The sequence below is a fragment of the Pseudomonas sp. UBA6699 genome, assembly GCF_002454615.1.
Taxonomy (GTDB): domain Bacteria; phylum Pseudomonadota; class Gammaproteobacteria; order Pseudomonadales; family Pseudomonadaceae; genus Aquipseudomonas; species Aquipseudomonas juntendi.
This window is the reverse complement of sequence record NZ_DKJF01000022.1, coordinates 13,859-36,361: the sequence shown is the minus strand read 5'-3', so window position 1 is coordinate 36,361 and position 22,503 is coordinate 13,859. Positions and strand designations below refer to the sequence as shown.

Sequence of the window (22,503 nt, the reverse complement as noted above, 5' to 3'; positions counted from 1 at the left end):
TATGGCTGTTCAGCAGAACAAAAAATCCCGCTCTGCCCGTGACATGCGCCGTTCGCACGACGCCCTGTCGGAAAACGCGCTGTCGGTAGACAAGTCCACCGGTGAAGTCCACCTGCGCCACCACGTTTCGCCAGAAGGCGTATACCGTGGTCGCAAAGTGGTCGACAAGGGCGCTGACGAGTAATCCTTGTCCGCTCAGGTCATCGCGATCGACGCAATGGGCGGGGACTTCGGTCCCCGCAGCATTGTTCAGGCTAGCATTGCCTGCCTTTCCGCTACCCCCTCGTTGCACCTGACCCTCGTCGGTCAACCCTCCCTCCTGGAAGATCTTGTCAGCGGCCTTGCGGCTGCGGATCGCGCGCGCCTGCAAATCGTCGCCGCCAGTGAAGTGGTCGGCATGGACGAGCGGCCATCCCAGGTGCTGCGTGGCAAGCCGGGCTCGTCCATGCGCATCGCCCTGGAACTGGTGCGTGATGGCAAGGCCCAGGCCTGCGTCAGTGCCGGCAACACTGGCGCGCTGATGGCATTGTCACGCTTCGTGCTCAAGACCCTGCCGGGTATCGACCGCCCGGCCATGGTGGCGGCGATCCCGACCCAGGCCGGTTACTGCCAGTTGCTCGACCTGGGCGCCAATGTCGATTGCAGTGCCGAAAACCTGTACCAGTTCGCCGTGATGGGGTCGGTGGCCGCCCAGGCCCTGGGTGTTCACCGCCCGCGGGTGGCGTTGCTGAACATCGGTACCGAGGACATCAAGGGCAACCAGCAGGTCAAGTTGGCGGCAAGCCTGTTGCACAATGCCCGCGGGCTCAACTATGTGGGCTTTGTCGAAGGTGACGGGCTCTACCGTGGCGAGGCGGATGTGGTGGTGTGCGACGGCTTCGTTGGCAATATCCTGCTCAAATCCAGCGAGGGCCTGGCCACCATGATCGGTGCGCGGATCGAGCAATTGTTCAAGGGCGGGTTGCTGGCGCGGGCCGCTGGAGCCGTGGCCATGCCCCTGCTCAAGCGCCTGCAGGCCGACCTGGCGCCGGCGCGGCACAATGGCGCGAGTTTCCTGGGTTTGCAGGGTATCGTCATCAAGAGCCATGGCTCTGCGGGCGTTCAGGGGTTCCAGAGTGCCATCCAGCGGGCGTTGATCGAGATTCAGGAGAATCTGCCGCAGCGTTTGCACGGGCGTTTGGAGGACCTGCTGCTTTAGCCTGCGACGGGGCCCGGGCAGGCAAACAAAGACCTTAGGCATATCCCCGATGAAGTGCTTAAATGTGACCGCTTGGTCTGCGTCTTCATCCAAGCTTTCAGATTCCGCGCCTGGCCCAAGGCCTGGCGTACCCTATCCGACGACAAGATCATAAGGGCTTGTTCAATGTCTGCATCTCTCGCATTCGTCTTTCCCGGTCAAGGTTCCCAGTCGCTGGGCATGCTCGCCGAGCTCGGCGCCGAGAAGCCAGTGATCATCGAAACCTTCAAGGAAGCTTCTGAAGCTCTCGGTTACGACCTGTGGAAGCTGGTTCAGGAAGGTCCGGAAGAGCAACTCAACCAGACTGACAAGACGCAGCCGGCGATCCTCGCCGCGTCCATCGCGCTGTGGCGTCTGTGGCTGGAAGAGGGCGGTGCCACGCCAGCTTTCGTGTCCGGTCATAGCCTGGGTGAATACAGCGCCCTGGTCGCTGCCGGCAGCATCAGCCTGAAAGACGCTGTGCGCCTGGTCGAGCGCCGTGGCCAGCTGATGCAGGAAGCGGTACCTGCCGGGCACGGGGCCATGGCCGCCATCCTCGGCCTGGACGACGCTGTGGTCGTGGAGCTGTGCGCCGAAGCGGCTGAAGATGAAGTGGTCAGTGCCGTCAACTTCAACTCGCCAGGGCAGGTGGTCATCGCCGGCAACAAGGCGGCGGTCGACCGCGCCATGGAGCTGTGCAAGGCCAAAGGCGCCAAGCGCGCCCTGCCGCTGGCCGTCAGCGTGCCTTCGCACTGCGCCCTGATGAAGCCAGCTGCCGAGCGCTTTGCCGATGCGGTCAACGCCATCGAGTGGAAGGCCCCGCAGATTCCGGTGGTGCAGAACGTCACCGCCGCCATCGCGGCCGACCTCGATGCCCTCAAGCAGGACCTGCTGGCGCAGCTGTACCAGCCGGTACGCTGGGTTGAGTGCGTGCAGGCCCTGGCCGCCAATGGTGCAGTCAATCTGGTCGAGTGCGGCCCGGGCAAAGTCCTGGCTGGCCTGAACAAGCGTTGCGCCGATGGCGTGACCACTTACAACCTCAATACCCCTGACGCCGTTGCCGCCACCCGCGCGGCACTGGCCTGATTTGGAGAAGCTTGCATGAGCCTGCAAGGTAAAGTTGCACTGGTCACTGGCGCCAGCCGTGGCATTGGCCAGGCCATCGCCCTGGAACTGGGCCGCCAGGGCGCAACCGTGATTGGTACCGCCACTTCGGCCTCCGGCGCCGAGCGTATCGCCGCCACCCTGAAAGAGCACGGTATCACCGGCACCGGCATGGAACTGAACGTGACCAGCGCCGAGTCGGTTGACGCGGTACTGGCTGCCATTGGCGAGCAGTTCGGCGCCCCGGCCATTCTGGTCAACAACGCCGGCATCACCCGGGACAACCTCATGCTGCGCATGAAAGACGACGAATGGTTCGACGTGATCGACACCAACCTGAACAGCCTCTACCGTCTGTCCAAGGGCGTGCTGCGTGGCATGACCAAGGCCCGTTGGGGTCGTATCATCAGCATCGGCTCGGTCGTCGGTGCCATGGGTAACGCTGGCCAGGCCAACTATGCGGCTGCCAAGGCCGGGCTGGAAGGCTTCAGCCGCGCCCTGGCGCGTGAAGTCGGTTCGCGTGGCATTACCGTCAACTCGGTGACCCCTGGTTTCATCGATACCGACATGACCCGCGAACTGCCTGAAGCGCAGCGCGAAGCCCTGCAAACCCAGATTCCACTGGGCCGCCTGGGGCAGGCCGACGAAATTGCCAAGGTGGTTTCGTTCCTGGCTTCGGACGGTGCAGCCTATGTAACCGGTGCAACCGTGCCGGTCAACGGCGGGATGTACATGTAACCCTGCAACTCAATGTGACGGATTTCGTAAAAAAAGAGTCATACTGCGAGCCTAAAATCCGTTATAAAGCTGCAATCAGATTCCAGACAGCGGGTGCGGTGACTAGCCTGAAGGCAGGTTCAGCTTGAAAAGCGAACGTCTTTCTATAAAATTAGCCACCGGCCAGCTGCCTGCATATATCCATTAGGAGTGAAAACTAGGTATGAGCACCATCGAAGAACGCGTCAAGAATATCGTCGCCGAGCAACTGGGCGTCAAGGCAGAAGAAGTGACTGTTGAGAAGTCCTTCGTCGATGACCTGGGTGCCGATTCGCTTGACACCGTTGAACTGGTGATGGCTCTGGAAGAGGAATTCGAGACCGAAATCCCTGACGAAGAAGCCGAGAAGATCACTACCGTTCAAGCTGCTATCGACTACGTCAAGAACCACCAGGCTTAAGACGTTACCGTCGACGCTACTTGTCGGGGAAAACCGCACTGCCTTCGCTGGCGTGCGGTTTTTTCTTTGCGAGCGCCGCGTATTGTCCAGGCCGCCTCGTTCACCGCGCACCAAGAGCCTGTTGCCATTTCATTCCAGCGCTTGAATGCAATGCCAAGAGACTCTGTTATTAGAAAAGGAGAGTACTGTGTCGCGTAGACGCGTCGTGGTCACCGGTATGGGTATGCTGTCGCCACTGGGTACCGATGTACCGAGCACCTGGCAGGGCATTCTGGCTGGCCGCAGTGGCATCGGTCCGATCGAACACACGGACCTGTCTGCCTACTCCACCCGTTTTGGCGGCTCGGTGAAAGGCTTCGAGGTGGAGCAGTACCTGTCGGCCAAAGAGGCCCGCAAACTCGACCTGTTCATCCAGTACGGCCTGGCGGCCGGGTTCCAGGCGGTGCGTAATGCCGGCCTGGAAGTCACCGACGCCAACCGCGAGCGCATCGGCGTGGCCATGGGGTCGGGGATCGGTGGCCTGACCAACATCGAAGAAACCAGCCGCATCCTGCATGACTCGGGGCCGCGTCGCATTTCGCCATTCTTCGTGCCGGGCTCGATCATCAACATGATCTCGGGTTTCCTGTCGATCCACCTGGGCCTGCAGGGCCCCAACTACGCCATTGCCACGGCCTGCACCACCGGCACCCATTGCATCGGCATGGCCGCGCGCAATATCGCCTACGGTGAAGCCGACGTAATGATTGCCGGCGGCGCCGAAATGGCCGCTTGCGGGCTGGGCATGGGTGGCTTCGGTGCTTCGCGCGCGCTGTCCACCCGCAACGACGAGCCTGCCCGCGCCAGCCGCCCATGGGACAAAGGTCGCGACGGTTTCGTGCTGTCCGACGGTGCCGGTGCCTTGGTGCTCGAAGAACTGGAGCATGCCCAGGCCCGTGGGGCGACCATCTATGCCGAGTTGATCGGTTTTGGCATGAGCGGCGACGCCTACCACATGACCTCGCCACCAGACTCCGGTGAAGGCGCTGCGCGCTGCATGGCCAACGCCCTGCGCGATGCTGGCATCCAGCCGGAGCACGTGAGCTACATCAACGCCCATGGCACTTCGACCCCCGCGGGCGATATTGCCGAGGTGGCGGCGATCAAGCGCGTATTCGGCAACCACGCCTACAAGCTGGCAGTCAGCTCGACCAAGTCGATGACCGGCCACCTGCTGGGGGCAGCCGGCGCGGTAGAGGCGATCTTCAGTGTGCTGGCGATCAACAGCCAGATGGCGCCGCCGACCATCAACCTGGACGAACCGGACGAGGGTTGCGACCTGGACTTCGTGCCGCACCAGGCGCGCAGCATGCCGATCGATGTGGTGTTGTCCAACTCGTTCGGCTTTGGTGGCACCAACGGCTCGCTGGTGTTCCGCCGGTTCGCCGGTTGATGCTCAGCTGGATCGACGGCCAGCCTGCGACTGCGCTCAATCTGCAGAACCGCGGGCTGGCTTACGGCGATGGTCTTTTCGAAACCATCGCCGTTCGGCATGGCCGGCCCAGCCTCCTGGATGGCCATCTCGCTCGCCTGGCGCTGGGTTGCCAGCGGCTGGCGATTGGCGCCGACCTGGCGCAGGTGCGTGAGGAATTGCTGCGCTACGCCAGCCAGCTCGGCGACGGGGTAGCCAAACTCATCCTCACCCGTGGCGACAGCCAGCGTGGTTACGCGCCGGTTGCCGATGCCGTGCCCCGGCGTATCCTGCAGGGCGGCCCATTACCCAGCTATCCTGTTGCCCATGCCGAGCAGGGCGTACGCTTGTTCCCCTGCCAGACACGGCTTGGGGAACAACCGTTGCTGGCCGGGCTCAAACACCTCAACCGCCTGGAGCAGGTGCTGGCCCGTGCCGAATGGCAGGACAGTGACCATGCCGAGGGCCTGATGTGTGACGGGCAAGGCCGGGTGATCGAAGGGGTATACAGCAATCTGTTCCTGGTGCGCGACGGCGTGCTTTTTACTGCCGACCTCAGCCGTTGTGGCGTGGCCGGGGTCATGCGCGGTGCCTTGCTCGAACAGGCGCGCTTGCAGGGTATTACGGCCAACGTCTGCGACCTGCCGTTTGGTGCGCTGGAGCAGGCCGATGAAGTATTTGTTTGCAACAGCGTCTATGGCGTGTGGCCCGTGCGCGGGCTTGCCGCGTTAAACTGGTCGCCGGGCCCGCTTACCCGAAAACTGCAGGCCGTTGCCCGTACGTTACTGGAAACCTGAATTCGTGAGACGTAAATTCCTGCTGCTGCTGGAAATGGGTCTGATCCTCGCCGGTCTGGCGCTAGGCTGGTCGGCCTGGAAAATCAACTCGGTCCTGGAGCAGCCACTGCACGTCACGCAGGAACGCCTGCTCGACGTGCCCAATGGCACCACGCCCAACCGCATGTTCTACCGCATGCAAACCGAAGGGCTGCTCGACGACGCCGTCTGGTTGCGCCTGTACTGGCGCTTCAACATGGCCGGTACCCCGTTGCACACCGGCGAATATCGCCTCACCCCTGGCATGACCGTCGAGCAGCTGTTCGACGCCTGGCGCCGGGGCGACGTAGTTCAATACAACCTGACCCTGGTCGAGGGCTGGACCTTCCGCCAGCTGCGCGCGGCCGTGGCCAAGCATGAAAAGCTCAAGCACACCCTGGATGGCCTGTCGGACGCCGAGGTCATGGACAAACTCGGCCATACCGGTGTGTTCCCTGAGGGCAGGTTCTTCCCCGATACCTACCGCTTCGTGCGCGGCATGAGCGACGTCGAATTGCTGCAGCAGGCCTACATGCGTCTGGAAGAGGTGCTGGCCAAGGAATGGGCCGAGCGCGCCACCGACCTGCCGTACCGCGATCCCTACCAGGCGCTGATCATGGCTTCGCTGGTGGAGAAGGAAACCGGCATCCCCCAAGAGCGCGGGCAGATCGCCGGGGTGTTCGTGCGGCGTTTGCGCCTGGGCATGATGCTGCAGACCGATCCGACGGTTATCTACGGGATGGGTGAACGCTATAACGGCAAGATCACCCGTGCCGACCTGCGTGAGCCTACGCCCTACAATACCTACACCATCACTGGCCTGCCGCCCACGCCGATTGCCATGGTCGGCCGCGAGGCGATTCACGCGGCGCTTAACCCGGCCGATGGCACCAGCCTGTACTTCGTCGCCCGTGGCGACGGCAGCCATGTGTTCTCCGACGACCTCAACGATCACAACTCGGCGGTGCGCGAGTTTCAGCTCAAGCGGCGGGCAGACTATCGCTCCAGCCCCGCGCCGCAGCAGCCGGCAAAGCCGGGCGCCGATGACGCTGCGCCAGCCGCCGGCGAAGAGCAGTCGGTTCCCGATGAGCCGGCTGCGCAGCCGGCGCCGGCCGCTCCCGCCGGTGATGCCCAGGCGGCCGAGCCGGCAACGCCTGACGAACAACATTAAGGACTGCCTGTGAGCGGCTTGTTTATTACTTTGGAAGGCCCCGAAGGCGCGGGCAAAAGCACCAACCGCGACTACCTGGCGGCGCGCTTGCGCGAGCACGGCCTGGATGTGGTGCTGACCCGTGAGCCTGGTGGCACGCCGCTGGCCGAGAAGGTGCGTGAGCTGCTACTGGCCCCCAGCGATGAACCCATGGCCGCCGACACCGAACTGCTGCTGGTGTTCGCTGCCCGCGCCCAGCACCTGGCCCAGGTGATCCGCCCGGCGCTGGCCCGTGGCGCTGTGGTGTTGTGCGACCGGTTTACCGATGCCACATATGCCTACCAGGGCGGCGGGCGCGCCCTGTCGGTCGAGCGTATCGCCACCCTGGAGCAATTCGTCCAGGGCGACCTTCGCCCGCAGCTGACCCTGGTGTTCGACCTGCCGGTCGAAGTCGGTTTGGCCCGTGCCGCTGCGCGCGGCCGCCTCGACCGCTTCGAGCAGGAAGGCCAGGCGTTTTTCCAGGCTGTGCGCCAGGCCTACCTGCAGCGCGCCCAGCGCGAACCGCAGCGTTACAGCCTGCTGGATGCCGCACAGCCGCTCGCCGCCGTGCAGCGTGCTATCGATGCGCTGTTGCCGGCCATCGTGGAGCGTTGCCGTGGCTGAGGCCTACCCATGGCAGCAGGCGCTCTGGCAGCAATTGGCCGGGCGCAGTCAGCATGCCCATGCCTACCTGCTGCACGGGCCGCAGGGCATTGGCAAGCGGGCCATGGCCGAGCGTCTGATGGCCCGCCTGTTGTGCCAGCAGCCGCAAGGCCTTGATGCCTGCGGCACCTGCAAGTCCTGCCTGCTGCTGAAGGCCGGTAGCCACCCTGACAACTACATCCTTGAGCCCGAAGAGGCCGATAAGCCGATCAAGGTCGACCAGGTCCGTGAGCTGGTGGCCTTCGTGGTGCAGACGGCGCAGTTGGGTGGCCGCAAGGTGGTGTTGATCGAGCCGGTCGAAGCCATGAACGTCAATGCTGCCAACGCACTGTTGAAAAGCCTTGAGGAGCCCTCCGGCGACACCGTGTTGCTGCTGGTCACGCACCAGCCCAGCCGGCTGCTGCCGACCATCAAGAGCCGTTGTCAGCAGGTAGCCTGCCCCCAGCCAATCCTGGCTCAGAGCCAGGCCTGGCTGGCCGCGGCGTTGCCTGATATGGACGAGGCCGAGCGCGACGAATTGCTGAGTTTGGCCGCCGGCTCGCCGCTGATGGCGATCAGCCTGCAGGCGCAGGGTGTGCGCGAGCAGCGTGCGCTGGTTACTGACGGGGTGAAGAAGTTGTTCAAGCAACAGCAATCGCCCAGCCAGCTGGCTGAAGCCTGGAAGGCTGTGCCGATGTTGAGGGTATTCGACTGGTTCTGCGATTGGGCGCACCTCATTCTGCGCTACCAGTTGACCCAGGACGAGGAGGGGTTAGGCTTGGCCGATATGCGCAAGGTGGTGCAGTACCTGGCGCAGAAAAGCCGCCAGGCCAAGGTGCTGGAGGTGCAGGCGTGGATCCTCGAACAGCGCCAGAAGGTGCTGGGTAAGGCCAATCTCAATCAAACCCTGTTGCTCGAATCGCTGCTGGCCCATTGGCTGCAACTGCCGGGCGTCCGCTGATTTCCCATTTTCCATGTGTGCCGCTATCCCATGCTCGTAGACTCCCATTGCCACCTTGACCGTCTTGACCTCAGTGCCCATCAGGGCTCGCTCGATGCTGCGCTGCAGGCGGCGCGTGATCGCGGGGTGGGGCATTTCCTGTGCATCGGCGTCAGTGCCGAAAACGCCGGCGCGGTAAAGGCGTTGAGCGAGCAGTACGCGGATGTCGACTGCTCGGTCGGTGTACACCCGCTGGACCTGGCGCCGGGCGAAACCCCGGCGCTGGAATGGCTACTGCGCGAACTAGCCCACCCGCATGTGGTGGCCATTGGCGAAACCGGGCTGGATTACCACTACGAGCCTGAAGCCGCTGAATTGCAGCAGGCCTCGTTCCGCCTGCACCTGGAGGCTTCGCGGCAGACCGGCAAGCCAGTGATCGTGCATACCCGGGCGGCGCGAGCCGATACCCTGGCACTGCTGCGCGAGGCCAATCTGCCGCAGGCTGGCGTGCTGCACTGCTTTACCGAAGACTGGGACATGGCCAAGGCGGCGCTGGACCTGGGCTATTACATATCGCTGTCTGGCATCGTTACCTTCCGCAATGCCGATGCCCTGCGGGAAGTGGCGCGGCAAGTGCCGGTCGACCGCTTGTTGGTGGAAACCGATTCGCCGTACCTGGCGCCGATTCCGTATCGCGGCAAGCCGAACTTGCCGCAATATGTGCGGGAAGTGGCGGAGTATGTGGCTTCGCTGCGCGGGGCCAGTTATGGGCAATTGGCTGAGCAGACAACGGCTAACTTCAAGCGGTTGTTTCCGTTGGCGCGGGTGGGTTGATTCATTGGAGTTGAAGGTTGTGTGAGGGCCATGAGGTGCCTGCCACAATAAATTCAGCGCCTGTGGGCTCGAACACCTTCGCCCCTCATACCATCCCCAAAACCCCACCTCCAACGCATATCCCCCGCAAACACACAAAAAAAACCCGGGTTCTGGGGGAGGAATCCGGGTTAAGACCATTAGGAGTAAAACAAAGGTACGCGGTCCCTGAGCACCTTTATCGGCGCGCCGCTAGGGGGGATGCGCCGCGCCAACACTTCTAGTATTGGCCAGGTTTGGCGGCCTGCCAGTGGCTATTGGTCGTTTTTTAAACAGATTTGGAATACGGCCGCGTCTGGTTCCTCCCGCATCGTATGGTCGAGAGCATCCTGAAACACAGCCATGCTCGGAAGATCCGTGCAATTTCCCGCAAGTTAGGCATAATAAACCGCTTCGATTGTCATCCAGTCCTTCCCATGCAGAAAGAACCTCGTAAGGTCCGTGAGTTTCGCCGTCGCGAACAGGAAATCCTCGATACCGCGCTCAAGCTGTTTCTCGAGCAAGGTGAAGACAGCGTCACCGTCGAGATGATCGCCGACGCCGTGGGCATCGGCAAAGGCACGATCTACAAGCACTTCAAGTCCAAGGCCGAGATCTACCTGCGCCTGATGCTCGACTACGAGCGCGACCTGAACGGGTTGCTGCACTCGGCCGACGTCGACCGTGACAAAGAGGCCCTGTCGCGTGCCTATTTCGAATTCCGCATGCGTGACCCTCAGCGTTACCGGCTGTTCGACCGCCTGGAAGAAAAGGTGGTCAAGGGCAACCAGGTGCCGGAAATGGTCGAACAGTTGCACAGCATCCGCGCTTCCAACTTCGACCGCCTCACCCAGCTGATCAAGGGCCGCATCAGCGAAGGCAAGCTCGAAGACGTGCCTCCTTACTTCCATTACTGCGCCGCCTGGGCACTGGTGCATGGCGCCGTTGCGCTGTACCACTCACCGTTCTGGAGTAATGTGCTGGAAGATCAGGAAGGCTTCTTCCAGTTCCTGATGGACATTGGCGTGCGCATGGGCAACAAGCGCAAGCGCGACCCGGAACCGTCCCACTGAGCTACGCCCCACCGGCTATGCGTACAGGGCTTGCAAAAACCTGATTTATGAGTCAGCTTTTGCCGGCCCCTTTTACCCATGCCGGAGTCATCCATGATCGTCGATCGTCAAGGCAGGCGGTTTCGCAACCTGCGTGTCAGCCTGACGGCTGCCTGCAATTACGCCTGTACCTATTGCGTGCCCGACGGCAAGCGCCTGGTGGCGGCGCAGGACGAGCTTTCGGCAGACGCACTGGCGCGTGGCGTGGCCTACCTGATTGAAGCAGCCGGCATCGAGCGCTTGCGTATCACCGGTGGGGAACCGCTGGTCAGTCCGCGCCTGGATGCCTTTCTCGCCGCGGTGGCCAAACTCGGCCTCGAGGATATTTCGCTGACCACCAATGGTCAGCTGCTGGGCCGTAAGTTGCCGCAATTGCAGGCAGCCGGAATTCGCCGGCTGAACGTTTCGCTCGACACCCTGGACCCGTTGGCGTTTCGCCAGATCGCCCGCGGCGGCGACCTGGCCACGGTGCTGGCGGCGATGGAGCGGGCCCGCGCCATGGGCATGCAGATCAAAGTGAACATGGTGCCGATGCGCGGGCAGAACCTCGACCAGGTGCTGCCGTTACTGGATTACTGCATGGCGCGCGGCTTTGAGTTGCGTTTCATCGAACTGATGCGCATGGGCCATCTGGCGCGTGATCACTCTGCTTTCCTGCGGCAATTTGTCAGCCTCGATGACCTGCTCACGCTGATCGGCGGTCAGCACGCCTTCGCCCGTGTCGCTGCGCCGGTGGACGCCACCGCCATGCGCTATCAGATCCCCGGCAAGGGGCACTTCGGCGTGATCGCCAATGAGAGCGTGCCGTTCTGCCGGACGTGCTCGCGGCTACGGCTGTCGTCCACAGGTTGGCTGCATGGCTGCCTGTCGTCGGGTAGTCGTCATTTCGTTGGCGACCTTCTGGAGAAACCACGTCACCAAGCCTTGCCGGCGCTGCAGCGGTTACTGGTCAAGGCGCTGGCAGACAAACAGGCATTGGCGTTTTCCGGCGGCGTGACGGTGATGAAGGTAATCGGCGGCTGAAGCTGGCGCAAAAGCTGCATCCGCCGGCTATTCGCCGGTTTTTCGTCGCCGGTCACTGGAGGAAAGATGCGTAGCCTGGTCTTGCTGCTGGCGCTGATGGCGTTGGGCGGTTGCATGAATGTCAGCGATATGGGCGAGGGCGTCCGTTATCACATGAGCGACGCAGGGCTGCTGGACCATAGCGAAACCCGGCGCACGCTGTCGATTCGCCTGCAGCCCGACTCGTTCATCTTCATAGGGCAGGGCGCATTCGTGCCGCCTGGCAAGGGCCCGGTACCCCGGCAGAATGCAGTGGCCGAGCAGGCGTTCAAGAGTTTCGTCGAGTATTTCCCGCTGGTGCGCCGCGCCCAAGGCCCGCTGGGCCTGGAAGAGGCCATTGCGCAGGCCCGTTCGGTCGGTGCCGACTATGTGCTGTATACCCGCTTTGCCCGCACCGACGACCGCATCGGCAATGGTGACGAGTGGTACGACGAGCAAGCCGTCGACCGCCTGGGCTGGGACAGCGGTGTGGTGCAGATGATGCTGATCGAAACCAATACCCGCTACCTGATCGATACCGCTCGCATCAAGAGCCGTGGCGGTTTGTTGACGTTCCACGATAAAACCCCCGAGGATTTGCTTGCCGCACCGATGCGCGAGTACGCTCGTAGCCTTCTGGGCATGAGTGAGTGAGGCGAGTGTGATGAGCGACACCGGTAAGGCCAACGACCTGCTGGCGCAGATCCCCAAGGCCAAGGGCCTGCCACCGGTCCACCTGTGGAACCCCGATTTCTGCGGTGACATCGACATGCGTATCGCCCGCGATGGCACCTGGTATTACCTGGGCACGCCCATCGGCCGCAAACCGATGGTGCGGCTGTTCTCGACCATTCTGCGCCGCGATGGTGACGATTACTTCCTGATTACCCCGGTGGAAAAGGTGGGCATCCAGGTAGACGATGCGCCGTTCGTGGCAGTGGCGCTGGAGGTGCAAGGACAGGGCGAGCAGCAGGTGCTGCGCTTTACCAGCAATGTCGAGGATCAGGTCGAGGCCGGCCCGGCCAATCCGCTACGGGTAGTCACCGATCCGGTGACGCAAGCGCCGTCGCCGTACGTGCTGATGCGCAGCAACCTCGAGGCATTGATACACCGCAATGTGTTCTACCAGATGGTGGAGTTGGCGGTGCCGCGCGAGATCGACGGTGAGCAATGGCTGGGCGTTTGGAGCGGTGGCGAGTTCTACCCGATTGGGCGCAGCAGCTGATTGCATTGTGCGTGCGTCGCCGGCTTCGCAGCAAACGAAAAAGCCCCCGGCTGCTTTGACAGCCGGGGGCTTTTCCAATGTTTGGCTCCGCGACCTGGACTCGAACCAGGGACCCAATGATTAACAGTCATTTGCTCTACCGACTGAGCTATCGCGGAATCTGCGCACATCATACCGATCGCCAGGGGGAAGTCAAGCCACCCCCTGCCAAATCAAGCAGTTACAACACTTGCACGATCGCCTTGGTGACGACATGGATGTTGCTCTGGTTCAGCGCAGCCACAGCGATGCGGCCAGTGTCCAGCGCGTAGATGCCAAAGTCGTTCTTCAACCGGGCCACCTGCTCTACGCTCAGGCCCGAGTAGGAGAACATGCCGACCTGGCGACCGACGAAGCTGAAATCGCGATTGGCACCGTATTCGGCCAACAGCGCGACCATCTGCTTGCGCATGCCGTGGATGCGTTCGCGCATTTCGGCCAGTTCGGTTTCCCACATCTGGCGCAGCTCGGCGCTGTTCAACACGGTAGCGACGATGGTTGCGCCGTGGGTGGGCGGGTTGGAATAGGTGGTGCGGATCACGCGCTTGACCTGCGACAGCACGCGGGTGCTTTCGTCTTTGGAGGCGGTAACCACCGACAGCGCACCCACGCGCTCGCCGTACAGCGAGAACGACTTGGAGAATGAGCTGGATACGAAGAACTCCAGGCCCGACTCGGCGAACAGGCGGACCGCGAAGGCGTCTTCGGCAATACCGTCGCCAAAGCCTTGGTAGGCCATGTCGAGGAACGGCACGTGGCCTTTGGCCTTGACCACTTCCAGCACGTTTTTCCAGTCGTCCAGGCTCAGGTCGACGCCCGTCGGGTTGTGGCAGCAGGCGTGCAGCACCACGATCGAGCCGGAGGGCAGGGCGTTGAGGTCTTCGAGCATGCCGGCGCGGTTGACGTCGTTGCTCGGGGCGTCGTAGTAGCGGTAGGTCTGCACCGGGAAACCGGCCGACTCGAACAGGGCGCGGTGGTTTTCCCAGCTCGGGTCGCTGATGGCCACCACGGCGTTTGGCGAAATCCGCTTGAGGAAGTCGGCACCGATTTTCAGTGCGCCAGTACCACCGACGGCCTGCACGGTGACCACGCGGCCGGCGGCCAGCAGTGGCGATTCGGCACCGAACAGCAGCTTTTGCACGGCCTGGTCGTAGGTGGCGATACCATCGATCGGCAGGTAGCCGCGCGAGGCATGCTGGGCTGCACGCTGGGTCTCGGCTTCGATCACGGCGCGCAGCAGCGGAATGCGGCCTTCCTCATTGCAGTACACGCCAACACCCAGGTTGACCTTGTCGGTACGTGGGTCGGCATTGAATGCTTCGTTGAGGCCCAGGATAGGGTCGCGGGGTGCCAGCTCGACAGCGGAAAACAGGCTCATTGTTACTTCGGCTCTGATTGGAGAGTGATAGGGCGTACACGCTCCAGCCGAATGCACTGAAGCGGTGCACAAACGGGGAGTCAGTATAGTGATACCGACCGGTGACCGCGACACTCTGGCGCGGCTTTTCCGGGTATTTGCGCAAATATTTTTTGACCATCGGTCTGATTGCCCGGTCAACCGTAATACCTGGTTGTGGCTGTGCCTTGAAAGCCGCCCCGTGCCGGCGCATTTGGGTATAGACTACTGGCTAAATTTACAGTTGCTGCAGCACCGCGAGGTCCGTCATGTCCGAGTTCCAGCTCGTTACCCGTTTCCAGCCCGCCGGCGACCAGCCCGAGGCGATCCGCCAGATGGTCGAGGGCATCGAGGCCGGGCTGTCGCACCAGACGCTGCTGGGGGTGACGGGTTCGGGCAAGACGTTCAGCATTGCCAACGTGATCCAGCAGGTTCAGCGCCCGACCCTGGTGCTGGCGCCGAACAAGACCCTGGCCGCGCAGCTGTACGGTGAGTTCAAGGCGTTTTTCCCCAATAACGCGGTGGAGTACTTCGTCTCCTACTACGACTATTACCAGCCGGAAGCCTATGTACCGTCGTCGGACACCTTCATCGAGAAGGATGCATCGATCAACGACCATATCGAGCAGATGCGCCTCTCGGCGACCAAGGCGCTGCTGGAGCGCCGCGATGCGATCATCGTCACCACCGTGTCGTGCATCTACGGCCTGGGCAGCCCCGAGACCTACCTGAAAATGGTCCTGCACGTGGACCGCGGCGACAAGCTCGACCAGCGCGCGCTGCTGCGCCGCCTGGCCGACCTGCAGTACACCCGCAACGAGATGGACTTTGCCCGCGCCACCTTCCGTGTAAGGGGGGATGTGATCGACATTTTCCCCGCAGAATCGGACCTGGAGGCCATCCGCGTCGAGCTGTTCGACGACGAGGTGGAGAACATCGCGGCGTTCGACCCGCTGACCGGCGAGGTCTTCCGCAAGCTGCCGCGGTTCACCTTCTACCCCAAAAGCCACTACGTCACCCCGCGGGAAACCCTGCTGGACGCCGTGGAGGGCATCAAGGCAGAGCTCAAGGACCGCCTGGAGTACCTGCACAAGGCCAACAAGCTGGTTGAAGCCCAGCGCCTGGAGCAGCGCACCCGGTTCGACCTGGAGATGATCCTGGAGCTGGGCTACTGCAATGGCATCGAAAACTACTCGCGTTACTTGTCTGGCCGCCCGGCGGGTGCACCGCCGCCAACGCTGTACGACTACCTGCCGCCCGATGCGCTGCTGGTGATCGACGAATCCCACGTCAGCGTGCCGCAGGTGGGGGCCATGTACAAAGGCGACCGTTCGCGCAAGGAAACCCTGGTCGAGTATGGCTTCCGCCTGCCGTCGGCACTGGACAACCGGCCCATGCGCTTCGATGAATGGGAGAGTGTCAGCCCACAGACCATCTTCGTTTCCGCCACTCCGGGGCCTTACGAGGCCGAGCATGCCGGGCGGGTGGTGGAGCAGGTGGTGCGCCCCACCGGGCTGGTCGACCCGCAGGTCGAAATTCGCCCGGCACTGACCCAGGTCGACGACCTGCTGTCGGAGATCCGCAAGCGGGTGGCTGCCGGCGAAAGGGTGCTGGCCACCACCTTGACCAAGCGCATGGCAGAAGACCTCAGCGACTACCTGGCCGATCACGATGTGCGGGTGCGCTACCTGCACTCGGACATCGACACGGTGGAGCGGGTGGAGATCATCCGTGACTTGCGCCTGGGTACCTTTGACGTGCTGGTGGGGATCAACCTGCTGCGTGAGGGCCTGGACATGCCCGAGGTGTCCCTGGTGGCGATCCTCGATGCTGACAAGGAAGGTTTCCTGCGCTCGGAGCGGTCTCTGATCCAGACCATTGGCCGTGCGGCGCGTAACCTCAATGGCCGGGCCATCCTGTACGCCGACAACATCACCGGCTCGATGCAGCGGGCGATCGATGAAACCGAGCGCCGCCGCGAGAAGCAGATCGCCTTCAACGAAGCCAACGGCATCGTGCCCAAGGGCGTGATCAAGGACATTACCGACATCATGGAGGGCGCCACCGTACCGGGTGCGCGCAGCAAGAAGCGCAAGGGCATGGCCAAGGCCGCGGAGGAAAGCGCCCGTTACGAGGCCGAACTGCGCACGCCTGGGGAGATCACCAAGCGTATCAAGCAGTTGGAGGAGAAAATGATGCAGTTCGCCCGCGACCTGGAGTTCGAAGCCGCGGCGCAGTTGCGTGACGAGATCACCAAGCTGCGCGAGCGGTTAATCACCAGCTGAAGGCTGGCGCCGGCCCTGTGGGTGCATCGTAACACGCTCAATGGGCCTCGCCAGCTTTCAAGCCCTGGGGCAATTTGCGCGTCAGCAGCACCGCCACCATGCTTACCGCCAAACCAATCCCGACGAAGTGGAAAGCGTCGTTGTAAGCCATGATCAGCGCCTGCTGGTGGGTGATCTCGCTCAGCTTGCCCAGCGCCGCGTTGTCACTCCCCAGGCGCTCCGTCAGTTGCGCCAGGCGCTCGGCCACTTGGGGGTTGGTGGGCACCACGGCCTCACGCAGGTAATCGAAATACACCTTGGTGCGGGCGTCCAGCAGTGTTGCCAGCAAGGCAATGCCAATGGCGCCGCCGAGGTTGCGCAGGATATTGAACAGGCTCGACGCAGACCCTGCGTCCTGCGGCTGAATATAGGCGGTGGCGATCAGCGAGATGGTGACCATGATCATCGGCTGGCCCAGTGCGCGAATGATCTGCACATGATTGAACTGCGGCCCGGCAAAGTCAGGGTTCAGTACCCCCGAGCCGAAACTGGCAGCGCCGAACAGGCAGAAGCCCAGCGCACACAGCACCTTGGGCGATACCACCTTCATCAGCTGCGGCACCAGCGGAATCAGGAACAGCTGCGGAATGCCCATCCACATGATCACTTCGCCAATCTGCAGGGCGTTGTAGCCCTGCACCTGGGTCAGGTACAGCGGCAGCAGGTAGATCGAGCCGTACAACCCCACGCCCATGCCCAGGCTAGCGATGCTCGACAGGCCGAAGTTACGGTTGCCGAGTATGCGCAGGTTGATCAGTGGGTGCGGCCTGGAAAACTGCAGGATGACGAAGGTGATGAGGCTGACCAGGGCGACGCTGCCCAGGGCCACGATCAAGTGCGATTCCAGCCAGTCCTTGCGGTGGCCTTCTTCGAGAAATACCTGCAGGCAGCCCAGGCCCAGGCCGAGTGTGAGGATGCCGGCATAGTCGGTGCTTTTCAGCAGGTCCCAGTGCGCCTCCTTTTTCTCCAGCCCGTACAGCAGGCCAGCGATCATCACCAGGCCCGGCGGGATGTTGATGTAGAAGATGTATTCCCAGCCCCAGTTCTCGGTCAGCCAGCCGCCCAGGGTGGGGCCGATCGACGGCGCGAAGGTGGCGGTCATGGCGAACATGGCCATGCCCTTGGCACGGTGGTGCTCCGGCAGTTTGGTCAAGGTCAGGGTGAATGCCAGCGGGATCAGCGCGCCTCCGGTAAAGCCTTGCAGGGCGCGGAACAGGATCATGCTTTCCAGGTTCCAGGCCATCGAGCACAGCAACGAAGACAGCAGGAACCCGGCCGAAACCCACACCGCCAGGCGCCGCGCCGACAGCAGCTGCACCAGCCAGGCCGTCAGCGGGATCATGATGATTTCCGCGACCAGGTACGAGGTGGAAATCCACGAGCCTTCTTCCAGGGTGGCCGACAGCGCGCCCTGGATGTCCTTGAGCGAAGAGTTGGTGATCTGGATGTCCAGCACCGCCATGAAGGCGCCGAGCATCACGCTCATCACGGCGATCCAGTCGCGGCGGCTGGGTTCCCCCGTTGGGCGCAGCAGTTGTTCAGCGGCCATCGTGGCCTTCGTCTTCGTTGCGCAGGTCCACGGTGGCAGTGACCGACATGCCCGGGCGAATACGCCCGTGCAGAGGGTTGTCGGCGCGGAAGGTGAGTTTTACCGGGATGCGCTGGACCACCTTGGTGAAGTTGCCAGTGGCGTTGTCCGGTGGCAGCAGGCTGAATTGCGCACCCGAGGCTGCGAACAGGCTGTCGACCCGGCCTTCGATCGGCGTATCGGGGTAGCTGTCGAACAGCAGTTCGGCGCGCTGGCCTGGCTGCATATGGCCGATCTGGGTTTCCTTGAAGTTGGCCTGCACCCAGATGTCTTCGTCAGGCACGATCGACAGCAAGTAAGCCCCGGCCTGCACCACCTGGCCATTACGGGCACTGCGCTGGCCGATGGTGCCGCTGATGGGCGCGCGGATCTCGCAGCGGGTGAGGTTCAACTCGGCCTGGGCCAGGTCGGCGCGGGCATTGGCGATCTGCGCATCGAGGCGCTTGAGCTCGGCATTCAGTGCGCTGACCTGCTGGCGCTGGCTTTGCAGGTCGGCACGGGCCTTGTCCACTTGCGACCCGGCAACATGGCTGTCGGCCGACAGGGTGGTGACCCGTTCTTCCGACACAAACCCTGGCTTGCGCAGCTTCTCGGCGCGGCTCAGGTCCAGCCGCGAGCGGTCGAACGTGGCCTGGTTGGCGGCCACCTGGGCCTGGCCGGCGGCAATCAGGCTGCTTTGCTGGGTAAGGCGGCTTTGCGCCTGGGCGTACTCGGCTTCGCGGGTGGCCAGTGCCGCACGGGCGCGCTCAAGGGCCAGCTCGAAATCGGCCGCCTCCAGGCGCACCAGCAGGTCGCCCTGGTTGACATGCTGGTTGTCTTCGACCGGCACGCTGTCGATGCGCGCGCCCAACTGGCTGGAGACACGGGTGATCTCGCCCTGTACGTAGGCGTTGTCGGTGCTTTCGTAGAAGCGCCCCTTGAAATACCAATGGGCCAGGAAAGCCAAAGCAATGATGGCCACCAGGGTGAAGAATATCGCCAGGCGGCGTTTGAGTTGGGCAGGCATGGGGATTGTCGTTGCAGAAATGTAAATAAATTTAACAGCGGCAGATGGCCACTCGGCAAGTGACGTTCGCGCCATTGCTGGAGCCTGGTGCCCGCCACCTGCTAACATCCCGCCTTTGTTTCATCTTTCGTTCGAGACTCTCCATGACCACCGTACGCACGCGTATCGCGCCATCGCCTACCGGCGACCCTCATGTTGGCACTGCCTACATCGCCCTGTTCAACTACTGCTTCGCCAAGCAGCACGGCGGTGAGTTCATCCTGCGCATCGAAGACACCGACCAGTTGCGCTCCACGCGCGAGTCGGAGCAGCAGATCTTCGATGCCCTGCGCTGGCTCGGCATCGAATGGAACGAAGGCCCGGACGTTGGCGGCCCGCACGGCCCGTACCGGCAGAGCGAGCGTGGCGAGATCTACGCCCAGTACGCCAAGCAACTGGTCGACGCCGGCCACGCTTTCTACTGCTTCTGCACCGCCGAAGAGCTGGAACAGATGCGTGCCGAACAGCAAGCCCGCGGCGAAACCCCGCGCTACGACGGCCGTGCCTTGCTGCTGAGCGACGAGGAAGTGCAGCGCCGCCTGGCCGCTGGCGAACCGCACGTGATCCGCATGAAGGTGCCCAGCGAAGGCGTGTGCGTGGTGCCGGACATGCTGCGTGGCGATGTCGAAATCCCGTGGGATCGCATGGACATGCAGGTGCTGATGAAGAACGACGGCCTGCCCACGTACTTCCTGGCCAACGTGGTGGACGACCACCTGATGGGCATTACCCACGTGCTGCGCGGCGAAGAATGGCTGCCATCGGCACCCAAGCTGATCAAACTGTACGAGTATTTCGGCTGGGAGCAGCCCAAGCTGTGCTACATGCCGCTGCTGCGTAACCCCGACAAGTCCAAGTTGTCCAAGCGCAAGAACCCGACGTCGGTCACCTTCTACAAGCGCATGGGCTTCATGCCCGAAGCCATGCTCAACTACCTGGGCCGCATGGGCTGGTCGATGCCGGACGAGCGCGAGAAGTTCTCGCTGGCCGAGATGGTCGAGCACTTCGACCTGTCGCGCATCTCGCTGGGCGGCCCGATCTTCGATATCGAGAAGCTGTCCTGGCTCAACGGCCAGTGGCTGCGCGAGCTGCCCGTCGAGGAGTTCGCGGCGCGCCTGCAGAAGTGGGCGTTCAACAGCGATTACATGATGAAGATCGCTCCGCATGTGCAGGGCCGGGTGGAAACCTTCAGCCAGGTCGCCCCGCTGGGCGGTTTCTTCTTCGAAGGCGCGTTGAAGCTGGACGCCAAACTGTTCGAAAGCAAGAAGTTGTCGGCCGACCAGGTGCGCCAGGTCATCCAGCTGATCCTGTGGAAGCTCGAAAGCCTGCGCCAGTGGGAAAAAGAGCGTATCACCGGCTGTATCCAGGCTGTGGTCGAGGCGCTGGAGCTGAAGCTGCGCGATGCCATGCCGCTGATGTTCGCGGCCATCACCGGCCAGGCCAGTTCGGTGTCGGTGCTGGACGCCATGGAAATCCTTGGCCCGGACCTGACCCGCTACCGCCTGCGCCAGGCCCTGGACCTGCTGGGTGGTGTGTCGAAGAAGGAAAACAAAGAGTGGGAAAAGCTGCTGGCCACCATCGCCTGAGGAAGGCCGCAACCGAACCTTGTGGGAGCGGCCTTGTGTCGCGAAAGGACCGCAACGCGGTCCCACGATTTCAGCTTCAACGCAAATATCGCCGGGGCCGCGTTGCGGCCCTTTCGCGACACAAAGCCGCTCCCACAGGTTGATCGCAGGCCCCGGATGCTCAGGTTTGGGCAGGGCAGGGCGGTAAGTGATTGTTATCTGTGAAAAAATTTTTGGTTATTTTTGAAAATTCGTTTGACAGCCCTGCAATCCGATCTTAATATGCGCCCCGTCCACAGCGATGAACGTAAACGAAGCGCCAGGCACCCAGCCAGCGGTTCGGTTCAAAGCGACATTGTGGGGCTATAGCTCAGCTGGGAGAGCGCCTGCATGGCATGCAGGAGGTCAGCGGTTCGATCCCGCTTAGCTCCACCAAATTCCGCTTAACAGCCCAGGCTGGTAAGCAAGACCGGGTCCAGCAGCCGGGTCTTGAAGGTAAGAAGGTTCGTCCCCTTCGTCTAGTGGCCTAGGACACCGCCCTTTCACGGCGGTAACAGGGGTTCGAGTCCCCTAGGGGACGCCAGTTTTGCACAAGCGATGTTGTAGATGTCGCTGGGCCGCGAGGCTAAAAATCCGGGGCTATAGCTCAGCTGGGAGAGCGCCTGCATGGCATGCAGGAGGTCAGCGGTTCGATCCCGCTTAGCTCCACCAATTCTGCCAGGGTTCACGCGAGTGAATCTTCGCGAAGGTTACGTCCCCTTCGTCTAGTGGCCTAGGACACCGCCCTTTCACGGCGGTAACAGGGGTTCGAGTCCCCTAGGGGACGCCACTTTTCCTGCGTTTTGCAGGGCTTAAAAAGGCTCGTCGATTATTGATGAGCCTTTTGTTTCGGGGCTATAGCTCAGCTGGGAGAGCGCCTGCATGGCATGCAGGAGGTCAGCGGTTCGATCCCGCTTAGCTCCACCATTTATGCCAGGGTTCATGCAAATGAATCTTTGCGAAGGTTATGTCCCCTTCGTCTAGTGGCCTAGGACACCGCCCTTTCACGGCGGTAACAGGGGTTCGAGTCCCCTAGGGGACGCCAATTTTTTTACCCGCGTTTTGCGGGACTTTGAAGGCTCATTCGATTATTGAATGAGCCTTTTGTTTTTCCCCTTCCCCCGTTTTCCCTGTCATACCTGCTCTGGAATAGGGCCATGGCTTTTGCCTGGCTAACGCATTCTGCAGGCTGCGCAGGGTGCATTGACCCTGGAGCATGGCGATGTCGCTGGACATTGACCCGCTCGCCGCTGCTAAATCGGCTTTTGCGCCAAGGAAGCGAACATGAGTTGGGACCTGCCAACACCCTTCGTCATCGACCTGCGCGTCGGCAGCGAGGACATCGATGGCCTCGGCCACGCCAACAATGCCGTCTACGTCACCTGGCTGGAGCGCTGTGCCTGGCGTCACTCCCAGCGCCTGGGCCTGGACCTTGCCGCGTATCGCCGGCTGGACCGTGCAATGGCTGTGGTGCGCCACGAAATCGATTACCTGGCGGCCGCCTACGAAGACGACGAATTGCAACTGGCCACCTGGATCATCGACTGGGATCAGCGCCTGCGCATGACCCGGCGTTTCCAACTCCAACGCCCGCGTGACGGTGTGACCCTGCTGCGAGCGCAGACCACCTTCGCCTGCATCGAGCTTTCCAGCGGCAAGCCCAGGCGCATGCCGGCAGAATTTCTCGACGGTTATGGGCCGGCGCTGATCGGTGCCTGAAACGCCGGGTTTTTTTGTTAGACTG

Annotated in this window: 21 protein-coding genes and 7 tRNA genes; 24 read left to right on the top strand and 4 right to left on the bottom strand. The window is 62.5% G+C overall.

All coding sequences use genetic code 11. The features are described from left to right. Nucleotide 1 precedes the first annotated feature (1 nt). The 15 genes from rpmF (at nt 2) to B3361_RS04420 (ending at nt 12,763) form a co-directional block, all read left to right on the top strand. Complete coding sequence (gene rpmF, locus B3361_RS04490) at nt 2-184, top strand: 50S ribosomal protein L32 (RefSeq protein ID WP_029887079.1); 183 nt, start codon at nt 2-4, stop codon at nt 182-184. A 3-nt stretch (nt 185-187) separates the two neighbouring features. After that, nucleotides 188-1,198, top strand: coding sequence for a phosphate acyltransferase PlsX (gene plsX, locus B3361_RS04485; RefSeq protein WP_082414727.1), 1,011 nt, complete (start codon nt 188-190; stop codon nt 1,196-1,198). Nucleotides 1,199-1,363: 165 nt separating this feature from the next. Next, on the top strand, nt 1,364-2,302 hold the full coding sequence (gene fabD, locus B3361_RS04480) for an ACP S-malonyltransferase (protein ID WP_082414728.1): 939 nt from the start codon (nt 1,364-1,366) through the stop codon (nt 2,300-2,302). Between the two features lie 15 nt (nt 2,303-2,317). Continuing rightward, entirely contained in the window at nt 2,318-3,058 is a 741-nt protein-coding gene (gene fabG / locus B3361_RS04475) for a 3-oxoacyl-ACP reductase FabG (RefSeq protein WP_009685066.1), read from the top strand. A 202-nt stretch (nt 3,059-3,260) separates the two neighbouring features. Beyond that, entirely contained in the window at nt 3,261-3,497 is a 237-nt protein-coding gene (gene acpP, locus B3361_RS04470; RefSeq protein WP_054905790.1) for an acyl carrier protein, read from the top strand. A 187-nt stretch (nt 3,498-3,684) separates the two neighbouring features. After that, a complete protein-coding gene (fabF, locus tag B3361_RS04465) occupies nt 3,685-4,929 on the top strand; it encodes a beta-ketoacyl-ACP synthase II (RefSeq protein WP_054905791.1) in 1,245 nt (414 codons plus the stop codon). Continuing rightward, on the top strand, nt 4,929-5,744 hold the full coding sequence (gene pabC, locus B3361_RS04460) for an aminodeoxychorismate lyase (RefSeq protein WP_054905792.1): 816 nt from the start codon (nt 4,929-4,931) through the stop codon (nt 5,742-5,744). The genes fabF and pabC overlap by 1 nt, the downstream gene beginning before the upstream one ends. Before the next feature lie 4 nt (nt 5,745-5,748). Further along, nucleotides 5,749-6,933, top strand: coding sequence for an endolytic transglycosylase MltG (mltG, locus tag B3361_RS04455; protein ID WP_054905793.1), 1,185 nt, complete (start codon nt 5,749-5,751; stop codon nt 6,931-6,933). 9 nt (nt 6,934-6,942) lie between these two features. After that, the gene (tmk, locus tag B3361_RS04450; protein WP_054905794.1) at nt 6,943-7,575 is read left to right on the top strand and encodes a dTMP kinase; all 633 of its coding nucleotides are present in this window, start codon (nt 6,943-6,945) and stop codon (nt 7,573-7,575) included. Next, complete coding sequence (locus tag B3361_RS04445) at nt 7,568-8,554, top strand: DNA polymerase III subunit delta' (protein ID WP_054905795.1); 987 nt, start codon at nt 7,568-7,570, stop codon at nt 8,552-8,554. The genes tmk and B3361_RS04445 overlap by 8 nt, the downstream gene beginning before the upstream one ends. A 30-nt stretch (nt 8,555-8,584) precedes the next feature. Continuing rightward, entirely contained in the window at nt 8,585-9,367 is a 783-nt protein-coding gene (locus B3361_RS04440; RefSeq protein WP_009685057.1) for a TatD family hydrolase, read from the top strand. 455 nt (nt 9,368-9,822) lie between these two features. Then, entirely contained in the window at nt 9,823-10,458 is a 636-nt protein-coding gene (locus tag B3361_RS04435; protein ID WP_009685056.1) for a TetR/AcrR family transcriptional regulator, read from the top strand. A 93-nt stretch (nt 10,459-10,551) separates the two neighbouring features. Next, a complete protein-coding gene (locus tag B3361_RS04430) occupies nt 10,552-11,520 on the top strand; it encodes a GTP 3',8-cyclase MoaA (RefSeq protein WP_054905796.1) in 969 nt (322 codons plus the stop codon). Nucleotides 11,521-11,586: 66 nt separating this feature from the next. Continuing rightward, the gene (locus tag B3361_RS04425) at nt 11,587-12,192 is read left to right on the top strand and encodes a DUF4823 domain-containing protein (protein ID WP_009685054.1); all 606 of its coding nucleotides are present in this window, start codon (nt 11,587-11,589) and stop codon (nt 12,190-12,192) included. Between the two features lie 10 nt (nt 12,193-12,202). Then, complete coding sequence (locus B3361_RS04420; protein WP_009685053.1) at nt 12,203-12,763, top strand: DUF1285 domain-containing protein; 561 nt, start codon at nt 12,203-12,205, stop codon at nt 12,761-12,763. An 82-nt stretch (nt 12,764-12,845) separates the two neighbouring features. Here the strand turns inward: B3361_RS04420 and B3361_RS04415 are convergent. Further along, nucleotides 12,846-12,921, bottom strand: a tRNA-Asn gene (locus B3361_RS04415). 62 nt (nt 12,922-12,983) lie between these two features. Beyond that, complete coding sequence (locus B3361_RS04410) at nt 12,984-14,180, bottom strand: amino acid aminotransferase (protein ID WP_029887102.1); 1,197 nt, start codon at nt 14,178-14,180, stop codon at nt 12,984-12,986. A 287-nt stretch (nt 14,181-14,467) separates the two neighbouring features. On the opposite strand from B3361_RS04410, the gene uvrB reads away from it, so the two are divergent. Further along, the gene (gene uvrB, locus B3361_RS04405) at nt 14,468-16,483 is read left to right on the top strand and encodes an excinuclease ABC subunit UvrB (RefSeq protein WP_009685051.1); all 2,016 of its coding nucleotides are present in this window, start codon (nt 14,468-14,470) and stop codon (nt 16,481-16,483) included. Between the two features lie 37 nt (nt 16,484-16,520). On the opposite strand, the gene B3361_RS04400 is transcribed toward uvrB, so the two are convergent. Both B3361_RS04400 and B3361_RS04395 read right to left on the bottom strand, forming a co-directional pair. After that, entirely contained in the window at nt 16,521-18,011 is a 1,491-nt protein-coding gene (locus B3361_RS04400) for an MDR family MFS transporter (protein WP_172828417.1), read from the bottom strand. 49 nt (nt 18,012-18,060) lie between these two features. Further along, on the bottom strand, nt 18,061-19,116 hold the full coding sequence (locus B3361_RS04395) for an HlyD family secretion protein (protein ID WP_009685049.1): 1,056 nt from the start codon (nt 19,114-19,116) through the stop codon (nt 18,061-18,063). A gap of 143 nt (nt 19,117-19,259) precedes the next feature. On the opposite strand from B3361_RS04395, the gene gltX reads away from it, so the two are divergent. The 8 genes from gltX (at nt 19,260) to B3361_RS04355 (ending at nt 22,478) form a co-directional block, all read left to right on the top strand. Further along, nucleotides 19,260-20,741, top strand: a complete 1,482-nt coding sequence (gene gltX, locus B3361_RS04390; RefSeq protein ID WP_054905863.1) for a glutamate--tRNA ligase — start codon at nt 19,260-19,262, stop codon at nt 20,739-20,741. 338 nt (nt 20,742-21,079) lie between these two features. Next, nucleotides 21,080-21,155: transfer RNA gene (locus B3361_RS04385), tRNA-Ala, on the top strand. Nucleotides 21,156-21,227: 72 nt separating this feature from the next. Then, nucleotides 21,228-21,303: transfer RNA gene (locus B3361_RS04380), tRNA-Glu, on the top strand. A 52-nt stretch (nt 21,304-21,355) separates the two neighbouring features. After that, nucleotides 21,356-21,431, top strand: a tRNA-Ala gene (locus B3361_RS04375). A 42-nt stretch (nt 21,432-21,473) separates the two neighbouring features. Next, a tRNA-Glu gene (locus B3361_RS04370) sits at nt 21,474-21,549 on the top strand. Between the two features lie 61 nt (nt 21,550-21,610). Continuing rightward, nucleotides 21,611-21,686: transfer RNA gene (locus B3361_RS04365), tRNA-Ala, on the top strand. Nucleotides 21,687-21,728: 42 nt separating this feature from the next. Continuing rightward, nucleotides 21,729-21,804, top strand: a tRNA-Glu gene (locus tag B3361_RS04360). A gap of 239 nt (nt 21,805-22,043) precedes the next feature. Beyond that, on the top strand, nt 22,044-22,478 hold the full coding sequence (locus B3361_RS04355; protein WP_009685047.1) for an acyl-CoA thioesterase: 435 nt from the start codon (nt 22,044-22,046) through the stop codon (nt 22,476-22,478). The last annotated feature ends 25 nt before the right edge of the window (nt 22,479-22,503 follow it).

Bases quoted from the DNA above. Each gene is read 5' to 3' on its own strand.
- rpmF (WP_029887079.1), top strand. From the start codon at position 2: ATGGCTGTTCAGCAGAACAAAAAATCCCGCTCTGCCCGTGACATGCGC.
- fabD (WP_082414728.1), top strand. From the start codon at position 1,364: ATGTCTGCATCTCTCGCATTCGTCTTTCCCGGTCAAGGTTCCCAGTCG.
- fabG (WP_009685066.1), top strand. From the start codon at position 2,318: ATGAGCCTGCAAGGTAAAGTTGCACTGGTCACTGGCGCCAGCCGTGGC.
- acpP (WP_054905790.1), top strand. From the start codon at position 3,261: ATGAGCACCATCGAAGAACGCGTCAAGAATATCGTCGCCGAGCAACTG.
- pabC (WP_054905792.1), top strand. From the start codon at position 4,929: ATGCTCAGCTGGATCGACGGCCAGCCTGCGACTGCGCTCAATCTGCAG.
- B3361_RS04440 (WP_009685057.1), top strand. From the start codon at position 8,585: ATGCTCGTAGACTCCCATTGCCACCTTGACCGTCTTGACCTCAGTGCC.
- B3361_RS04435 (WP_009685056.1), top strand. From the start codon at position 9,823: ATGCAGAAAGAACCTCGTAAGGTCCGTGAGTTTCGCCGTCGCGAACAG.
- B3361_RS04430 (WP_054905796.1), top strand. From the start codon at position 10,552: ATGATCGTCGATCGTCAAGGCAGGCGGTTTCGCAACCTGCGTGTCAGC.
- B3361_RS04425 (WP_009685054.1), top strand. From the start codon at position 11,587: ATGCGTAGCCTGGTCTTGCTGCTGGCGCTGATGGCGTTGGGCGGTTGC.
- B3361_RS04420 (WP_009685053.1), top strand. From the start codon at position 12,203: ATGAGCGACACCGGTAAGGCCAACGACCTGCTGGCGCAGATCCCCAAG.
- B3361_RS04410 (WP_029887102.1), bottom strand. From the start codon at position 14,180: ATGAGCCTGTTTTCCGCTGTCGAGCTGGCACCCCGCGACCCTATCCTG.
- uvrB (WP_009685051.1), top strand. From the start codon at position 14,468: ATGTCCGAGTTCCAGCTCGTTACCCGTTTCCAGCCCGCCGGCGACCAG.
- B3361_RS04395 (WP_009685049.1), bottom strand. From the start codon at position 19,116: ATGCCTGCCCAACTCAAACGCCGCCTGGCGATATTCTTCACCCTGGTG.
- gltX (WP_054905863.1), top strand. From the start codon at position 19,260: ATGACCACCGTACGCACGCGTATCGCGCCATCGCCTACCGGCGACCCT.
- B3361_RS04355 (WP_009685047.1), top strand. From the start codon at position 22,044: ATGAGTTGGGACCTGCCAACACCCTTCGTCATCGACCTGCGCGTCGGC.